We start from the raw sequence: 16,754 nt of genomic DNA on the forward strand, positions 1-16,754 counted from the left end.
GTAATGATTTGAGCACTGTCTCGACAATGCATCCGGTGAAATTGAAGTACCAGTGAAGATGCTGGTTACCCGCGCCAGGACGGAAAGACCCCATGGAGCTTTACTCCAGTTTGGTACTGGGATTCGGTACTGCATGTACAGGATAGGTGGGAGACTGAGAAATTGGAACGCCAGTTTCAATGGAGTCACTGTTGGGATACCACCCCTGCAGTATTGGGTTTCTAACCAGCCGCTGTGATCCAGCGGTGGGACAATGCCAGGCGGGGAGTTTGACTGGGGCGGTCGCCTCCGAAAGGGTATCGGAGGCGCTCAAAGGTTCCCTCAGAATGGTCGGAAACCATTTTAAGAGTGCAAAGGCAGAAGGGAGCTTGACTGCGACACCGACGGGTGGAGCAGGTACGAAAGTAGGACTTAGTGATCCGGTGGCATAAAGTGGGATTGCCATCGCTCAACGGATAAAAGCTACCCTGGGGATAACAGGCTTATCACTCCCAAGAGTTCACATCGACGGAGTGGTTTGGCACCTCGATGTCGGCTCATCGCATCCTGGGGCTGTAGCAGGTCCCAAGGGTTGGGCTGTTCGCCCATTAAAGCGGTACGCGAGCTGGGTTCAGAACGTCGTGAGACAGTTCGGTCCCTATCCGGCGCGGGCGGAGGATATTTGAGAGGAGCTGTCCTTAGTACGAGAGGACCGGGATGGACGGACCACTGGTGTATCTGCTGTCGACCAACGGCATGGCAGAGTAGCCAAGTCCGGAAGGGATAAACGCTGAAGGCATCTAAGCGTGAAGCCCCCCTCAAGATGAGATATCCCTCACATAAGTGAGTAAGATCCCTTGAAGAGTACAAGGTAGATAGGGCAGAGGTGGAAGCACGGTAACGTGTGGAGCTGACTGTTACTAATCGATCGAGGGCTTGACCAAAACAATGCGAACAATGTTCGCATGGAAAGTGGCAATGACCACTTTCGAAAAAATCGGAGTTCTGTATGAAGTTTTGAAGGTATCAATATTTTTTTGTTCAAATAAATATATGGCGAGATGGCTCAACTGGCTAGAGCGTCCGGTTCATACCCGGGAGGTTAAGAGTTCAAGTCTCTTTCTCGCTATTTATACTGAGGTATGGAAGACACTATTAATTTAGTGTCTTTTTTTTATAGGATTGTGATATCAAAAGATTCTTTACAACTTAATGGCTGGTAAGTTATGTAAAACAGTGAATTTGAGAGAAAATCGCTACTGTTCAGACGCAAGCTTGACGATTGGCTGTCAAGCTATGTGCTGTAGTGTATATTGTTGTGAGATTACAGCCCCCCTGCCTCAAAGAGGTACTTTTCATGGGATGTAATTGTTGTTGGTCACATTGAAGTGCGAACAGTAACAGAAAATCTGTAAATCTTAAAATGAAACAAAAATTTTCTTGCGGCTGTCTCAACTTGTAAGTATAATATAAACATTGGAATAAAAGTTGGAGAGTAACTGGAATCAGGCGGTTGAAGCTGATTCAGACATACCACAAATATCAGAATCAGGCAGTTGGTTCTGGCGTATCATGAATAAAGGAGAACATGTCGCGTTGCAGGTATCAGATAAATTATTAAAACCACTCACAGAGGCAAAATATTTAAATGCGGATAATGTCAGCAGGTATCGTTGCATTATGCGCATTTTTTTTGAGAATTATGAAAAGTTAAAATACTGGCTGTATTTAGAAGAAGTTTATGAGGAAATGTTAAAAGATCCGTTCTGGTCAGAGTATAAAATCGAGCAGTGCCAGCAGGATCTGACGATGCTTACGGAATGGAAAAATTTAAACACGATACAGGACACAAGAAGAGTGTCCTCCATAGAAGAATTTAAAAATAAGAAGTACCGTTATCAGATGTCGGAATACAGTGTCGAGATCGAGAGACTTGTGATCCGTCTTGAAAATCTTTTTATTGAAGGGGCATCGTTAGAACCTACGCTGCTTGAGCGGATACGGAGAAATATGGAACGTTTTCCAGAGATGGCAGGGAAAGATAAGAATGAAGTTTATACATGGTGGACGGATTTAAACAATGATTTTATGAGGCTGAATCAGAATTATCAGGATTATATCAGGGACTTAAACAGCGTAAAGGCAGAGGAAATGATGCGCACAAAGGAATTTCTGGTGTTTAAAGACAGACTGATTGAGTATCTGCGCAGTTTTATCAAAGGTCTGCAGCGCAATGTCGGTGTGATTGAGGAGTGTCTGAAAACGCAGGAAAGTGATATGCGCGAGGCGGTATTTGATAAGATCGTCGAATATGAGCTTTTGATTCCGCGTATGGAAGTGGAAGTGTCTGAAAAAATGATCCGGCAGAAGGCAGAGGGACGTTTTAAAAGTATTTATGACTGGTTTGTGGGCAGTGAAGGACAGGAAAATGAGGCAGCAAAACTTTTTGACGTGACAAATGAGATCATACGAAGAATCACGCGGTATGCAGCACAATTGAGTGAAAAAAATGCACTCGGTGCAAACCGGAAAGAGGAATACAGAAAAGTCGCTGAAATGTTTATGAGATGTGAAAATCTTGAGGAAGCACACAAAATGTCTGCCATGGTTTTTGGGATGGAAAAAACATTTCATATCGCAGGGGATCAGGTAAGAGAGACGGACAGCATGAACCGGGGAGTGTATGAAGAAAAGCCGATTCAGATAGAACTGAAACCGAGAGTGCGCACATACCGGGAAAAGACAAAAAGAAGTTCCATCATAGAATCAACCGAAAAAAAATTAGAAACACGCAGGAAAATGTTAGAGCAGCAAAAGGAAGAGGAAAAGAAAATAAAGATGTTAGAAAAAGATGGAGCCATTGACTTTTCTGCATTGCCCATTTTAGAGCCGAGAATCCGGGAAATACTTTTAAAATGGATTTCAGATGCAATGGAGTCGGTTGATTTTTCTGCAAGGACGGATGATGGCAGAAGATATCGTTTAGACAAAAGTAATATGGCAGAAAAATGTGTGGTGCATTGTGAGGATGGCAATTTTACCATGCCAAAGATGAGGATCGTATTTCAGGAGGAGAGCGTATGAAAGAGCTTGAAATTTTGTTAAACAGACGCTGGATACTGAAATCAGAAGATAAAGAACTGTATTACAGGGTCAGGGATGCAGTCGGGGAGATCCGGAAATATGTGACAGATAAATTAGGCTGTCAGATCATAGATAATTCTTTGCTGATAAAACTGGAAAAGATACCGGTCATCCCGGAGCAGTTTATGGGAATTGGCCAGTTCTCTTCGAAAGAAGAATATGTGTATCTGTGTATTTTATTGATGTTCCTGGAAGATAAAGATGCACAGGAGCAGTTTATACTGTCACAGCTGACGGAATATATGACGGCGGTGATGCCCGGTGAGATCACAGACTGGACATTGTACAACAACCGGAGAAAACTCATCCGGGTACTCCGCTATACTGTGGAACAGGGAATGGTCCGTGTGACGGATGGAACAGATGATGTGTTTATGGATGATGCCGGGGGCGAGGTCTTATATGAAAATACAGGGGCATCCAAATATTTTATGAGAAATTTTTCCCGGGATATCATGGAGTATACAAAACCGGAAGATTTCCGGGAAAGTGAATGGTTTGAAGTGGACGAGGACCGCGGATTAGCCAGAAGGCACAGAGTGTATAAGAGACTGTTGTTTGCACCGGCAGTGTACAGGGAAGATGGATCCGGGGAGGATTTCGAGTATTTAAAATATTACGGATACAGGCTTTCTGAAGAATTAGAACAGCTTTTTGAATGTCATGTACAGATCCATCGGGGAAGTGCATTCCTTTTATCCGGGCAGGACTGCCGGATGGGAGCTGCTTTTCCGGAGAACAATTCCATGGCAGATATTTTAATGCTTGCCTTTGGAAAGATCAGAGAAAAAATAGAAGGTAAGGTGTGGAAAATAACGCCGGAAGAAATGAGTCTTGTTGATAAGATTGAGTTTGAATCTCTGATCCTGGATGTGAAAAAAGAATATGGATCTGGTTTTGCGAAACTTTACCGGGATATGCCGGAAGGGGAGTTTATAAAAAACGTAACAGATGAAATGGAACGCTGGATGTTTATAAAAAAAGTGGATGATATGCATCAGATAAAAATCTGTCCGCTTGTCGGAAAAATACAGGGAAGTTATCCGCAGGATTACACAGGAGGAAATGAAAATGAACAGTAGATGGCAGGCAAATAAAATTGGGCTGATCAATTTCTGGTATTATGATGAACAGGAATTTCCTTTTGTAAAGGGGCGGATGCTTCTCCGTGGTTCAAACGGTTCCGGAAAATCGGTAACGATGCAGAGTGTTGTGCCGTTACTATTAGACGGAAATATGAGTCCGGAGAGACTTGATCCGTTTGGTTCAAGGGATCGTAAAATGAGCAGTTATCTTCTCGAGGAAAATGATGGAAGGGAAGAGAGAACGGGTTATCTTTATCTTGAGTTCAAAAGAAAAGACAGTGAAACATATCTGACGATCGGAATGGGGATCCGCGCAAAGCGAAATAAACCGCTCGATAAATGGTATTTCAGTCTGACAGATGGAAGACGCATCGGCAAAGACTTTTTCTTATACAAAGATATGGGTGAGAAAGTGACCCTTTCCAAAAAAGAACTGGAAAACAGGGTGGCAGAAGGCGGAAGAGTATTTGATCGTCAGGCAGATTACATGGATTATGTCAACAGACAGATATTTGGATTTGAGACTGCAGATGAATATAAGGAAATGGTAGATCTGCTGATCCAGCTTCGAACCCCAAAGCTGTCAAAGGATTTCAAACCGTCTGTGATCAATGATATATTGAGTGATTCTCTCCAGCCGCTTTCGGATGAGGATCTGCGTCCGATGTCAGAAGCCATTGAAAATATGGACATGATGAATATGAATTTAAAGGGGCGCAGGGAGGCGAGAGGGGCTGCTGAAAAGATCAATGCGGTTTTCCAGAAATATAATAAACTTCTGCTCTGTGAAAAAGCGGACAGATATGAGCGTACAAAGCAGAGATTACAAAAAGCGGCAGCAGAACAAAAGGCATATGAGGATAAATATGCAGAATGTAACCGGAAGATTGAGGAACTTGAAACAGAGATTCTGCAGATGAATCAGAAGAAGGAAACTTTAGAAAAAGAAAAGGAGTCCCTCAATAAAAGTGATGCAGTTGCGCTAAAGGGCAGAGAGGCACAGCTCACCAAAGAACTTGAGGCTCATGATAAAATCCTTGCGGATAAAAAGTCATTTCTGGCTGCAAAGGAAGCACAGTACAGAGATGTCACAAACCAGATCAAAGAGGAAGAAAACAGAAAGTATGAAAAAGAAAAAGAAGTAGAGACTCTGTTAGAAGATATGCGTGAGGAAGCAGACCAGATGGCATTCCAGGAATTTGCATTTATGAGTGAGGAACTGTGTGCTGATCTGGAAAATGATTATAAATTTGATCTTCACAGGCAGCAGTTTGAACATACACGTCAATATATCAATGATGGAGAAAAATTGCTCGCAGAACTTAAAAGTCTTGACCGGCAGAAGGATGAAATGATCCAGAAAAGGGAGAAGCAGATCCGGGAATTAGACGCACTCCAGCGAAAAATATCGGAATTTGAAAACATGCTGATCCAGGTAGAAAATGAGTGGAAAGAAGCACTTTATCAATGGAATGAAAACAATGTGGAACTGAAATTGGAAAAGGAACTATTGAGGGAGCTCAGTACATTCGCAGATACGTATGAGGAAAATTCTGACTACGCGGTGGTACGCCAGAAGGCTGCAGATCAATGGATTAAAAAGCAGTCTAAAATAGAAACGCAGATCAATTCCATTCTTCTGGAGCAGGAAACAGCAAAAACAGAACTCGATGAAGCAAAAACAGAGCTGAGTGAGTGGGAAAATCAGAAAGAACCACAGCCACAGAGATCAGAAGCTGTGATAAGAAACCGCCAGAGACTGGATGAAGCAGGGATTCCATATCAGGAATTTTATAAAGTGATAGAATTTGGATCGGAGCTGGATGAAGATGCCTGTAACCATTTAGAAGAAGCCCTGCTAAAAATGGGAATACTCGATGCAATTGTGGTGGATGAGCAATACAGGGAACAGGTTCTTACACCGGTAAAAGGGTGCGAAGACCATTATCTTTTTGCAGGAAAAACGCAGGCAGAAAAGAGTCTGTTGGACGTACTGGAACTAAACGAGGAAGTCAATGATATTTTTTCAAACCAGAGACTGACAAAAATCCTTTCAAGTATCGCTTATGGCGGTGAGAATGAAGTGTCAGTTTCTGAGGATGGTTCCTATCATATGGGTGTTCTGGCTGGAACAGTTACCGGGGAATATGAAGCAGGGTATCTGGGCAGTAAAGCGAGGGAAAGACACAGGCTTGCAAAAATAGAAGAATGTAAAAATCTGATATTGGTGTTAGAGGAAAAGATTGCAGGTTTAGAGAGAGAACGAAACAATTTATCAGAACGGAAGGACCGGCTGAAATCAGAATATGGTGCGCTTCCGGGCGATACGGATCTGAGGGAGGCAATGAAGCTGCTCTTAGCGGAAGAACAAAAGTATGAATTGCTGCGGAGTGAAAATGAAAAGACGGGGGAGCAGCTGACAGCCTTTCTGGAAGAAATAAAGGAAAAGAAAAAGGGTGCGATTGAGATCGCTGAAAAATTGTATCTCAACTGTACTTATGAGACGTTCCAGAGTGCAAAAAGTGCAGCGGAGGAATATGACAAAAATCTGGTAGAGTTAAAGTCGGCACATGAAATGATTTTAAGAAGCGCGGCATACTTAAGGGAGCGCAAAGTTCATTTAGAAGATTTAGATCTTGATATGGATCAGATCAGATATGACATAAGGGAGACCGAAAAGCAGATCAGTTCAAAACAGGAAGAAAGAACATCCATTCTGGAACAGCTTGCCCTGACAGATTATGAAGCGGTCAAAGACAGGTTAGATGCCTGCATTTCGTGGCTGAATGCATTTCCGAAAGAGTTTCAGAAACGTGTGACCGAAAAGACACAAAAGACGGATGAAGCAAAGCTGATCGAAGCGAATCGTATCAGCAATGCGGATACGATAAAGGTATATGAAAAGAAAGTGGAATTTTACCGGAAATGTTATGAACAGGAGCGGGGACTTTTTTATGTGGCTGTACCAGAAGAGATTACGGATGATGCAGGGCATATTTATGATTATCTGCTGACAGATATCAAAGATATGGAAAAAAACAGTATTATCGCTGACCTCAACAGGGTATATTTTGAAAACAGAGGTTTTCTGACCGATTATCAGCTTACGCAGAATGAATTATTTGCAGAATCAGATGAGAGTGAAAAAATAGATGATTATACCCCAAAGCGGCTTGATATCACAGCAAGATATCAGGGGACGAAGGTAACGTTTGCAAGTCTGCTGACACATCTTGATGAAGACATCAGTGAGCTTGAAAACCTGATCAAAGACGGAGACCGGGAATTATTCGAAGATATTCTGGCCAATACTGTGAGCCGCAAGATCCGGGGAAAGATCAATGCGTCGAATCTGTGGGTGCAGAAAATGAATACGCTGATGAATGGCATGGATACGTCAAGCGGTCTGAAACTGAGTCTCAGATGGAGGAGTAAGACAGCCGAAAAAGAGGATCAGCTTGACACCAGGGAACTGGTAGAACTGTTAAAGAAAGATTACCGTCTGATGAGTGAAGAAGAGGCGGCAAGACTTTCTGCACATTTCAGGTCAAAGGTCGACGAGGCGAGACGCAATGCGCGTGACAGTGCCGGAATGATCTCCTTTTATCAGATCATGAAAGAAACACTTGATTATAGAAAATGGTTTGAATTTCAGTTGTTCTCCCAAAAAAGCGGAGAGCGCCAGAAGGAACTGACCAATAGTGTATTTGGTACGTTCAGTGGAGGAGAAAAAGCAATGTCCATGTATGTACCGCTCTTTTCTGCTGTCGTTGCAAAATATCAGGGCGGCAGGGCGGATGCGCCGAGACTGATCTCGTTAGATGAGGCATTTGCCGGTGTCGACAACCGGAATATCAGAGACATGTTCCGCCTGATGACACAGTTTGAATTTGATTTTATTATCAATTCACAGGTATTGTGGGGAGACTGTGATACGCTGGATGCGCTGGCAATTTATCAGCTGATCCGCCCGGAAAACGCGAAATTTGTTACCGTAATGCCTTATTTATGGAACGGACACAGTAAAGAACTGTTAGATGATGAAGAAAAAGTAGAACAAAGAGGGATAGAGATTGAACAATTTGACAGGGCATGAAAAGTTAAAACGTGACTGCGTGGCATATTTCAGGCAAAATGAGATCTGGCAGCGCATCTTTACAGGTTTTCGTGAGAAATACAGTTCCTACGGCAGATTTTCGGGTAAAGTGACTGTAAAGAATATATCCGGGGACGGACTTGACACGTTAGAAGGATTCTTCTGCCAGAATTTTCATGGCAAAAAAAGTATTACGGTTTCTGCTGAAAAATTCCGAAAAGCACTTTCCTGCAGCAAATATGGGACGGTCACACCGGAAGAAGTGCTGGCAGAGTATTTTGGAAAAGCGCTGATTGGAAAGGCAGAGGAAAAGGCATTTAAAGAAAATCAGATACGGGAGATAAAAAAGGAGTTCCTTGAAAATTTCAAAGGGACTCCTGCCTTTTTGGAGTTTGATACATTCGAAAATATTTTAAAAAGCAGCGACAAAGAGAACTTAAAAGAGTGGAAACGCCTTCTCTGGCTGTGTGCGAACCTATATAACGCTTTGCCGTACCGCACACAAAAGAGCGTGTACCTCGCGGTATTTGCCGCTGCTGTAACCGGAAATCCGCATGCATTTGACCAGGGCACGGCAGAGGGAAAGATCCTTTATCAGGTCATACAAATGGATTTAGGACAGAGGGGCATACAGGTGGAAACTTTAGAAATGTTTCCTGCATATAAGAGACAGAAAAGCTATCTTCTTGCCGGGATATTAATCGATGATATTTCCAATTATGCATTGCTTTATAACGTGCATGCGATCAAAAAGAACGGAGAATTACACAGAGGGATGGACGGATTCTGTCAGGAAAAAAATATGGTGCAGGTGCCGCTTACAGTACTTTCTGAATGGGAGCGTATCGAGTGTGTGGATCATGAGATCTTTATCGTGGAAAACCCGTCTGTTTTTGCCCTGATCTGTGGAGAAAAGTCGTGCATGTGCATGAATGGGCAGCCAAGACTGGCAGGGCTTTTGGTGTTAGAACTGCTTGCAAAGTCAGGAACTAAGGTATATTATTCCGGCGATCTCGATCCGGAGGGGATACTGATCGCACAAAAATTATCGCAGTACTATCGGGGAACATTCTGCTATTGGCATATGACGCCTTTCGATTATGAGCAGTGCAGATCGAAAGAAATAATTTCTGAAAAGAGAAAGAAAATGCTGCAAAAGATTACAGATGAAAGGCTGCTCCCTGTCGTGGATGCGGTAACAAAATATGGGATGGCGGGCTATCAGGAAAGTATCGGATTGAATCAGATTTCCATTTGAAAAACTGGTTGATCAGGGTCACCGTCAATCAATGCAAAATGTTATTCCGGTCTCCCTAGCGCAAGGCCGAGGATATCGGGGAATATGCGGAAAAAGAAATTTTCCGCAAGCACCATTTGAAAGGTATGCTGACGATGGAATGATTCATTGCCGGACAAGGGAAGAAGAACTTAGCAAGTTTGATTTTCTTGCCAGAGAGAATGCAAAACGCTATAATATTCATATAAATGATATGAAGGGCGGAGGACAGCATGAAAGAAGGTAAATCACAGAAAAATTTTAAAATCAGCATACGTGCAAAAATTTTGACCGGAATGATAGCATGTGTTTTGATTGTGACGAATCTGATCGGCTGGTTTTTTATCGTACAGGCGAAAGATACATTGTTAGAACAGTGTAAGAACAATGCCAGAAATTCAGCTAAAATTGCCGCGGAAAGAATCGATGGTGATATTTTAGGACAAATTAAAGCCGGAGATGAGAAAACAGAAAATTATAAAGAAATATTATCGCAACTGCAGGATTTCTTGTGTGGAGATGATATCAAATACATATATACAATGCGGATGAATGGTGACAGGCTGGAATTTATTGGTGACGCTGATACCGAAGAAGGGGCTGCGATTGGCGAAGAATATGAGATTTATGATGAAATAGCAGAGGCATTTGACGGAAATGCCACAGTTGATAGTGAAATGACATCCGATGAGTGGGGAGATTTTTATAGTGCATTTGCTCCGGTTTACAATAGTTCCGGTGAAATTGCAGGAATTGTAGGAGTGGATTGTTCTGCAACTGATATCAGACTTCAGGAAAACATATTTATAAAAGAATTTGTAATCATTGAACTTGCAGGATTGGTGATAGCAGCAGCACTTTCGCTTATTATCAGTGGTGTTTTGTCAAGAAATGTAAGTGTGATAGCGGAGAAAATGAGTGAGCTTGCAAAGAAAGAGGGGGATCTTACACAAAAGATAAATGTAAGATCGACAGATGAGGTTGGAAATATTGCAGACAGTTTAAATATCTTTCTGGAGAACTTGCGTGAGATCATTCAAAATATCAGTGCAAGTGAAAAGAAACTTTTAAGTAATTCAGAGCATGTAAATAATATTGTAACTTCGTCTGCAAATGAAGTGTCGAAAGTAAATGCTACCATGAACGCTATGGAAGGCAGGGTTCTTGAAATGAGCGACATGGTGCATAAGATTGCTGAAAATGCACAGAGCAATAAGGAAATGATGTCATCCGTCATACATGAGACAAAATCGCAGGCAGAGTACATTGGTGAGGTTGGACAAAAAGCGGAAAAGTTAGAAGAAGATGCCGTATCTGCCAGAGAATGTATGCAGAATACGATTGTGAGAATTGGAAAGACGCTTGAAGATAAAATTGAAGAATCGAAGGAAGTAGAGCGGATACAACAGCTTACAAACCAGATTCTGAATGTTGCAGACCAGACAAACCTTCTTGCGCTGAATGCAAGCATTGAGGCCGCAAGAGCGGGAGAAAGTGGCAAAGGGTTTGCAGTTGTGGCAAACGAGATATCCAGTCTTGCAGAGGAATCATCAAAGACTGCAGGGGAAATTCAGAAAATTAATACGTTTATCGTGGATATCGTAGATAAACTGGCGGAATCTTCTTTTGAATTGTTAAACTATGTGAAAACAAATGTTATTTCAGATTATGATGTTCTTGTACATACAGGCGAGGAATATGCAAGCGATGCACATAATTTTAAAAATCAGATGGAGAAGTTTGGTGGCTGTATAGATGAACTGCAGCAGAGTATGGAACGTATTCATTATTATGTAAATGACATTATGGATGGGTTTGATAAACAGAAGGAAGAAGTGGTGAAAAATTCCGGATATATGACACAGATCGATGAAGAGTTTAAGAAAATTGTGGATGCGGTTTTGAACAATAAAGAAATTGTGGATGAACTTGAAACGATCATCAGTCAGTTTAAAATTTAAAATAGGTAATCATGTAAAAAGGTAAAAGGTAAGAGGATATCACCATGAACAACACATTATTACAACAGATCACCAGAAAAGACGCGAAAGCATTTACCCACAGCGGCAAGTTTCACGCGGACGACGTCTTTTCCTCAGCATTACTGCTCTATTTAAACCCGGAAATTACGATCACGCGCGGCAGCAAAGTTCCCGAAGATTATGACGGGATCGTATTTGACATTGGACGCGGAGAGTATGATCATCATCAGAAAGACAGCAGGATCCGTGAAAACGGAGTGCCGTATGCGGCGTTTGGACTGCTCTGGGAGCAGCTTGGTGCCGGAATCTTAGGAGAGGAACTCGCACAGACTTTTGATGAGGCATTTGTTCAGCCGCTTGATAACAACGACAATACCGGGGAGAAAAATGAACTTGCAACATTGATTGGAAATTTCAATCCGACATGGGATGCAGCGGGCAGCAGTGATGACGCATTTTTCAAGGCAGTCGGTGTAGCCGGAATGATTTTGGAAAATAAATTTGAACGCTATCTTGGAAATGAGCGGGCAGATAAACGGATCGAGGAAGTTTTAGAGGCACAGCAGAAGGCACTTGAGGCAGGAGAAAAACCGGAAGATGAGGCGAAAATACTGGTTCTGCCGGAATTTATCCCGTGTCAGAAAAGGCTCTCAGAAACCGATATCGCGTTTGTGATTTTCCCATCCAACCGCGGCGGTTACTGTATCCAGCCACAGAAAAGAGAATACTCCATGAATTACAAGTGCAGCTTCCCGGAAAAATGGCTTGGATTAGAAAATGAGGAGCTGGTGCAGGCAACAGGACTTTTCAGTGCAGGCTTCTGCCACAAGGGAGGTTTTCTGATGACGGCTGGCACATTAGAAGATGCCGTGGCGGCATGTAAGATCAGTTTGTCCTGCTTTAAGGAGGAGCCGGTGATCGTAAATTTTGGCGGTGGAAAAGAAGCGGATGAACTCTTACAGCAGCTGCCAGGAATGGAGCATGCGCGCATTTCACACTGCGCGCTGCCGGATGTCCCGGAACTTGAGGTGCAGGGAATTTACGGAGAAGTTATCATGGAAAAGCAACAGTGGAAGAGCCGGATCAAAGACCAGGTGAAACAGATTTTAAAGGAAAAACCGGAAGCTGTTTATGTGGAAGGCGATGTTTTTTTGACCTATCCGGTTGTGCATCAGCTTCGTAAAAAACATATTCCGGTCTTAACACGGGTGGAACGGGATGGAGAGCATTATATCGTGCGCATCCCGTCCGGGTCGTAAATCATTCACGATAATAAAATTTTTACATGTTTTCTGAAGATGGGGCAGTCTGCTTTCACCAGCAGGCTGCTCCATTACGTTCTAGATCCCCCTTTTGATAACCAAACAAAATTTATTGACGAAGCCCCAAAAAGGCAGTAAGATACGCAATGTAAAATATTCAATACAAATTTATGCATAACAAGATACGCATAATAAAATACAGATAGTAAGAAATCAGGAAAGGAGTCCTCTCATTGAAAAATAATAAATATGAAATCGATATGTGTAACGGCACTATCATGGATAAATTAATTTCCTTTGCATTCCCTCTGATGCTTTCGGGAATTTTACAATTAATGTTTAATGCAGTCGACATCATCGTCGTGGGACGATTCAGCGGCAGTCAGGCGCTTGCAGCGGTCGGTTCGACAACGGCACTGATCAATGTATTTGTGAATTTGTTTATCGGAATTTCACTTGGAGCGAATGTGCTTGCGGCAAGATTTTATGCCGCAGGACGGGAGGAAGAAATGTCACAGACCGTACATACTGCGATCACGTTAGCACTGATCAGCGGTGTTGTGATGGCATTTGTTGGTGTATTGTTTGCGAAGGGGGCATTGGAACTGATGGGCACACCGGATGACGTGATCAGTCAGTCGACCTTATATATGCGGATCTATTTTATGGGGATGCCATTTTTTATGCTCTATAATTACGGTGCAGCGATACTCCGTGCCGTCGGGGACACCAAAAGACCGCTTTTCTTCCTTATCATTTCAGGCTGTATCAATGCGGGATTAAACCTGATCCTGGTGATTGGATTCCATCTGGATGTTGCCGGGGTTGCAATCGCAACGATCATTTCCCAGTGTGTGTCCTGTATTCTGGTTTTACGATGCCTTTGCAGGACGCAGAGCAGTTATCAGCTTCATTTTTCAAAGCTGTGTATCAAAGAAGTTTATCTGAAACAGATTTTTCAGGTTGGGATTCCGGCAGGAATTCAGAGTACAGTGATCAACTTTTCGAACGCACTGTTACAGTCGTCCGTCAACTCTTTTGGTGCGACGGCGATGGCGGGGTATACGGCAGCCAATAACCTGCTTGGCTTTTTGTATGTTTCAGTCAATTCCATCACACAGGCCTGCATGAGTTTTACGAGTCAGAATTTTAGTGTGGGAAAATATAAGAGAATGGACCGAGTTCTTATGGATTGTCTGATTTTGTCTGTGAGTGTTGCTGCTGTGCTTGGATGCAGCGCATATTTCTTTGGGGCACAGATACTGACGATCTATACCAAAGAACCGGATGTGATTGCATGTGGATTGGAAATACTTTCCATCACAACCGTGCCGTATTTCCTGTGCGGCATCATGGATCTTTTCCCAGGCGCACTGCGTGGTATGGGGTATTCCTCTGTTCCTATGATACTGTCTGTGATCGGCACGGTCGGGATGCGTATTTTATGGATCTTTGTATTTTTCCCGCTTCACAGATCCCTGTATTTTCTGTTTATCTCGTATCCGGCGTCCTGGCTGGCTACGATCATAATGCAGGTGATCTGCTATTATTTTGTGCGGAAAAAATGCTTATCGGCTGTGAAGAATCCAGATTTGGAAAAAATACGTCAGTGACAGGTGTAATCTGAAATCATAGATAAGATTTGGAAAAGAAAAAATCTCATGCTATAATGTGTTAGGCAATGAGCAGAAAATTCGTTTATTACCCGGAGATAAAGTACAGAAAGGCAAAAAGATGAAATTATACATAATCAGGCACGGTGAAACATCGTGGAACAAACAGAAAAAACTGCAGGGACAGCGTGATATCATGTTAAATGATGCGGGCATCCGTCTTGCAGAATTAACCGGTGAAGGCATGAAAGACATAGATTTTGATCTTGTCATTTCAAGTCCCCTGATCCGCGCAAAACAGACGGCAGAGCTTGTGATGGCGGGAAGACATCTTCCTATGATCACAGACAGACGTATCATAGAACTTTCTTTTGGCGACTGGGAGGGAGAATGTGTGAGAGACAGCAAAGTCCTTCCACCGGATTTTATTGATAAGTTTTACAATGATCCGTATCACTGCATGAGGGCTCCGGGCGGGGAAAGTTTTCAGGATGTTTTAAAACGGACCGAAGATTTTTATCAGTCGCTGGTACAGAACAAGGCATATGAAAATGCTACGATCTTCATATCGACACACGGGGCAGCCGGACGCTGTTTTCTGGCAAATTTTTATGATGATAAAGAAGATATCTGGCGCGGGGGAATCCCGAAAAACTGTTCTGTCTGCATTGTTGAGGTGAAGGATGGTGTCGGAACAGTGTTAGAAAAAGACAAAATTTTTTATGATGAAGCGGAATAGATAAAATACACGGGAGGAGATAATAAAAATGGCATGTACTACAATACTTGTTGGGAAAAAAGCATCTTATGACGGTTCTACGATGATCGCAAGAAATGATGATTCCGGTTCCGGACATTTTACACCGAAAAAATTTGTTGTTATTCATCCGGAGGAGCAGCCGAAAACATATAAATCTGTTATTTCACATGTGACAATCGAACTTCCGGATGATCCGATGCGCTATACGGCGGTGCCAAATGCCGTGGAGGGAGAAGGAATCTGGGCAGCGGCAGGTGTCAATGAGGCAAATGTTGCGATGACAGCAACGGAGACGATCACATCAAATCCGCGTGTGCTTGGAGCAGATCCGTTAGTTGAAATTCAGCCGGCGGAAGATGGAAAAGAAGAAGTACCTGGCGGGATCGGCGAGGAGGATATCGTATGTATCGTTCTGCCGTATATCCGCAGTGCAAGAGAGGGTGTGAAACGCCTTGGTTCTCTATTAGAACAGTACGGCACCTATGAGATGAACGGAATCGCTTTTCAGGATCAGGATGAGGTCTGGTGGCTTGAGACGATCGGCGGACATCACTGGATCGCAAGAAGGGTGCCGGATGATGTATATGTTGTCATGCCAAACCAGCTTGGTATTGACCACTTTGATCTTGAGGATGCGCTATCTGATCAGAAAGAATATATGTGTTCTTCAGATCTGAAAGAATTTATTGAGAAAAATCATCTGAATCTCTCAATGGACGGCAGCTTAAATCCGAGAGATGCGTTTGGCAGCCATGATGACGCAGACCATGTATACAATACGCCGAGAGCGTGGTATATGGAGCGCTGCTTAAATCCGCACACGAAAGTCTGGGATGGAGAACATGCAGACTATACCCCGCAGTCCGACGACATTCCGTGGTGTATGGTACCGGAAAAGAAGATCACGGTGGAGGATGTAAAATATGTGCTGTCCTCCCACTTCCAGGGGACGCCGTACGATCCGTATGCGGCATACGGGGAGAAAAATATGCGCGGTGCATACCGCTCGATCGGAATCAACCGCAATGACTTTTTGGCTGTGATCCAGATGCGTCCGGGAATGGAACGTGACTGTAATGTGATCGAGTGGATCGCATTTGCATCCAATGCGTTTAATGTACTGGTTCCGTTTTATGCGGATATCGATGAGACACCGGACTATCTCTGCAACACCACAGGTGAGGTTTCCACGGACAATTTTTACTGGTCAGGCAGGATGATCGCGGCGATGGCAGACGCCTCTTACCGCAGTTCGGTATTCCATATTGAAAGATATAAGGAACATGTGTTAGCGAAAGGTCATGAGCTGATTAATCGTTATGATGCACTTCTTTCCCAAGAGACGGATGCAGCAAAAAGAAAAGAGATCCGGCATGAGGCAAACCGTGCGGTTGCCGGAATGTTAAAGAAAGAAACCACAGATACACTCGATAAGGTACTGTTTGAACTGAGCGGTCAGATGAAAAATGCATATGCGAGATCAGATGCATAACATGCAGATAAAAGTTAATCGAAAAGGAGGGGGCATAGATTGATAAAAAGTCGGTATATTTTTCT

At 43.1% G+C, this 16,754-nt stretch carries 10 protein-coding genes, 1 tRNA gene and 1 rRNA gene (1 of these 12 running past the window's edge); all 12 read left to right on the plus strand.

Translation table 11 applies throughout. The features are described from left to right. Positions 1-923 (plus strand): 23S ribosomal RNA (locus tag RIL182_RS03490) (it extends 1,970 nt beyond the left edge of the window). A gap of 111 nt (positions 924-1,034) precedes the next feature. After that, a tRNA-Met gene (locus tag RIL182_RS03495) sits at positions 1,035-1,108 on the plus strand. A gap of 443 nt (positions 1,109-1,551) precedes the next feature. Further along, the gene (locus tag RIL182_RS03500) at positions 1,552-3,063 is read left to right on the plus strand and encodes a TIGR02677 family protein (RefSeq protein ID WP_118591112.1); all 1,512 of its coding nucleotides are present in this window, start codon (positions 1,552-1,554) and stop codon (positions 3,061-3,063) included. Then, the gene (locus RIL182_RS03505; protein WP_006856734.1) at positions 3,060-4,205 is read left to right on the plus strand and encodes a TIGR02678 family protein; all 1,146 of its coding nucleotides are present in this window, start codon (positions 3,060-3,062) and stop codon (positions 4,203-4,205) included. Before RIL182_RS03500 ends, RIL182_RS03505 begins: the two co-directional genes overlap by 4 nt. Continuing rightward, positions 4,195-8,304: a TIGR02680 family protein gene (locus RIL182_RS03510; RefSeq protein ID WP_242655539.1), complete on the plus strand. Its 4,110-nt coding sequence runs from the start codon at positions 4,195-4,197 to the stop codon at positions 8,302-8,304. Before RIL182_RS03505 ends, RIL182_RS03510 begins: the two co-directional genes overlap by 11 nt. Beyond that, on the plus strand, positions 8,282-9,562 hold the full coding sequence (locus tag RIL182_RS03515; RefSeq protein ID WP_006856733.1) for a TIGR02679 domain-containing protein: 1,281 nt from the start codon (positions 8,282-8,284) through the stop codon (positions 9,560-9,562). The genes RIL182_RS03510 and RIL182_RS03515 overlap by 23 nt, the downstream gene beginning before the upstream one ends. Before the next feature lie 31 nt (positions 9,563-9,593). After that, the gene (locus tag RIL182_RS03520; protein WP_006856732.1) at positions 9,594-9,827 is read left to right on the plus strand and encodes a hypothetical protein; all 234 of its coding nucleotides are present in this window, start codon (positions 9,594-9,596) and stop codon (positions 9,825-9,827) included. Further along, on the plus strand, positions 9,814-11,541 hold the full coding sequence (locus RIL182_RS03525) for a methyl-accepting chemotaxis protein (protein WP_006856731.1): 1,728 nt from the start codon (positions 9,814-9,816) through the stop codon (positions 11,539-11,541). The genes RIL182_RS03520 and RIL182_RS03525 overlap by 14 nt, the downstream gene beginning before the upstream one ends. 44 nt (positions 11,542-11,585) lie before the next feature. Next, positions 11,586-12,821, plus strand: coding sequence for an MYG1 family protein (locus RIL182_RS03530; protein ID WP_006856730.1), 1,236 nt, complete (start codon positions 11,586-11,588; stop codon positions 12,819-12,821). A gap of 263 nt (positions 12,822-13,084) precedes the next feature. Then, positions 13,085-14,437, plus strand: coding sequence for an MATE family efflux transporter (locus RIL182_RS03535; RefSeq protein WP_006856782.1), 1,353 nt, complete (start codon positions 13,085-13,087; stop codon positions 14,435-14,437). Positions 14,438-14,558: 121 nt separating this feature from the next. Next, positions 14,559-15,176 carry a histidine phosphatase family protein gene (locus tag RIL182_RS03540; protein WP_044998902.1) on the plus strand — a complete coding sequence of 206 codons (618 nt, stop codon included), beginning with the start codon at positions 14,559-14,561 and terminating at the stop codon, positions 15,174-15,176. A 28-nt stretch (positions 15,177-15,204) separates the two neighbouring features. Further along, positions 15,205-16,689, plus strand: a complete 1,485-nt coding sequence (locus RIL182_RS03545; protein WP_134523033.1) for a C69 family dipeptidase — start codon at positions 15,205-15,207, stop codon at positions 16,687-16,689. Positions 16,690-16,754 lie beyond the last annotated feature (65 nt).

Source organism: Roseburia intestinalis L1-82, from assembly GCF_900537995.1.
GTDB classification, from domain to species: domain Bacteria; phylum Bacillota; class Clostridia; order Lachnospirales; family Lachnospiraceae; genus Roseburia; species Roseburia intestinalis.

Coding starts and splice junctions, on each gene's coding strand:
- RIL182_RS03530 (WP_006856730.1), top strand. CDS start 11,586: ATGAACAACACATTATTACAACAGATCACCAGAAAAGACGCGAAAGCA.
- RIL182_RS03525 (WP_006856731.1), top strand. CDS start 9,814: ATGAAAGAAGGTAAATCACAGAAAAATTTTAAAATCAGCATACGTGCA.
- RIL182_RS03535 (WP_006856782.1), top strand. CDS start 13,085: ATGTGTAACGGCACTATCATGGATAAATTAATTTCCTTTGCATTCCCT.
- RIL182_RS03500 (WP_118591112.1), top strand. CDS start 1,552: ATGAATAAAGGAGAACATGTCGCGTTGCAGGTATCAGATAAATTATTA.
- RIL182_RS03540 (WP_044998902.1), top strand. CDS start 14,559: ATGAAATTATACATAATCAGGCACGGTGAAACATCGTGGAACAAACAG.
- RIL182_RS03545 (WP_134523033.1), top strand. CDS start 15,205: ATGGCATGTACTACAATACTTGTTGGGAAAAAAGCATCTTATGACGGT.
- RIL182_RS03510 (WP_242655539.1), top strand. CDS start 4,195: ATGAACAGTAGATGGCAGGCAAATAAAATTGGGCTGATCAATTTCTGG.
- RIL182_RS03520 (WP_006856732.1), top strand. CDS start 9,594: ATGCAAAATGTTATTCCGGTCTCCCTAGCGCAAGGCCGAGGATATCGG.
- RIL182_RS03505 (WP_006856734.1), top strand. CDS start 3,060: ATGAAAGAGCTTGAAATTTTGTTAAACAGACGCTGGATACTGAAATCA.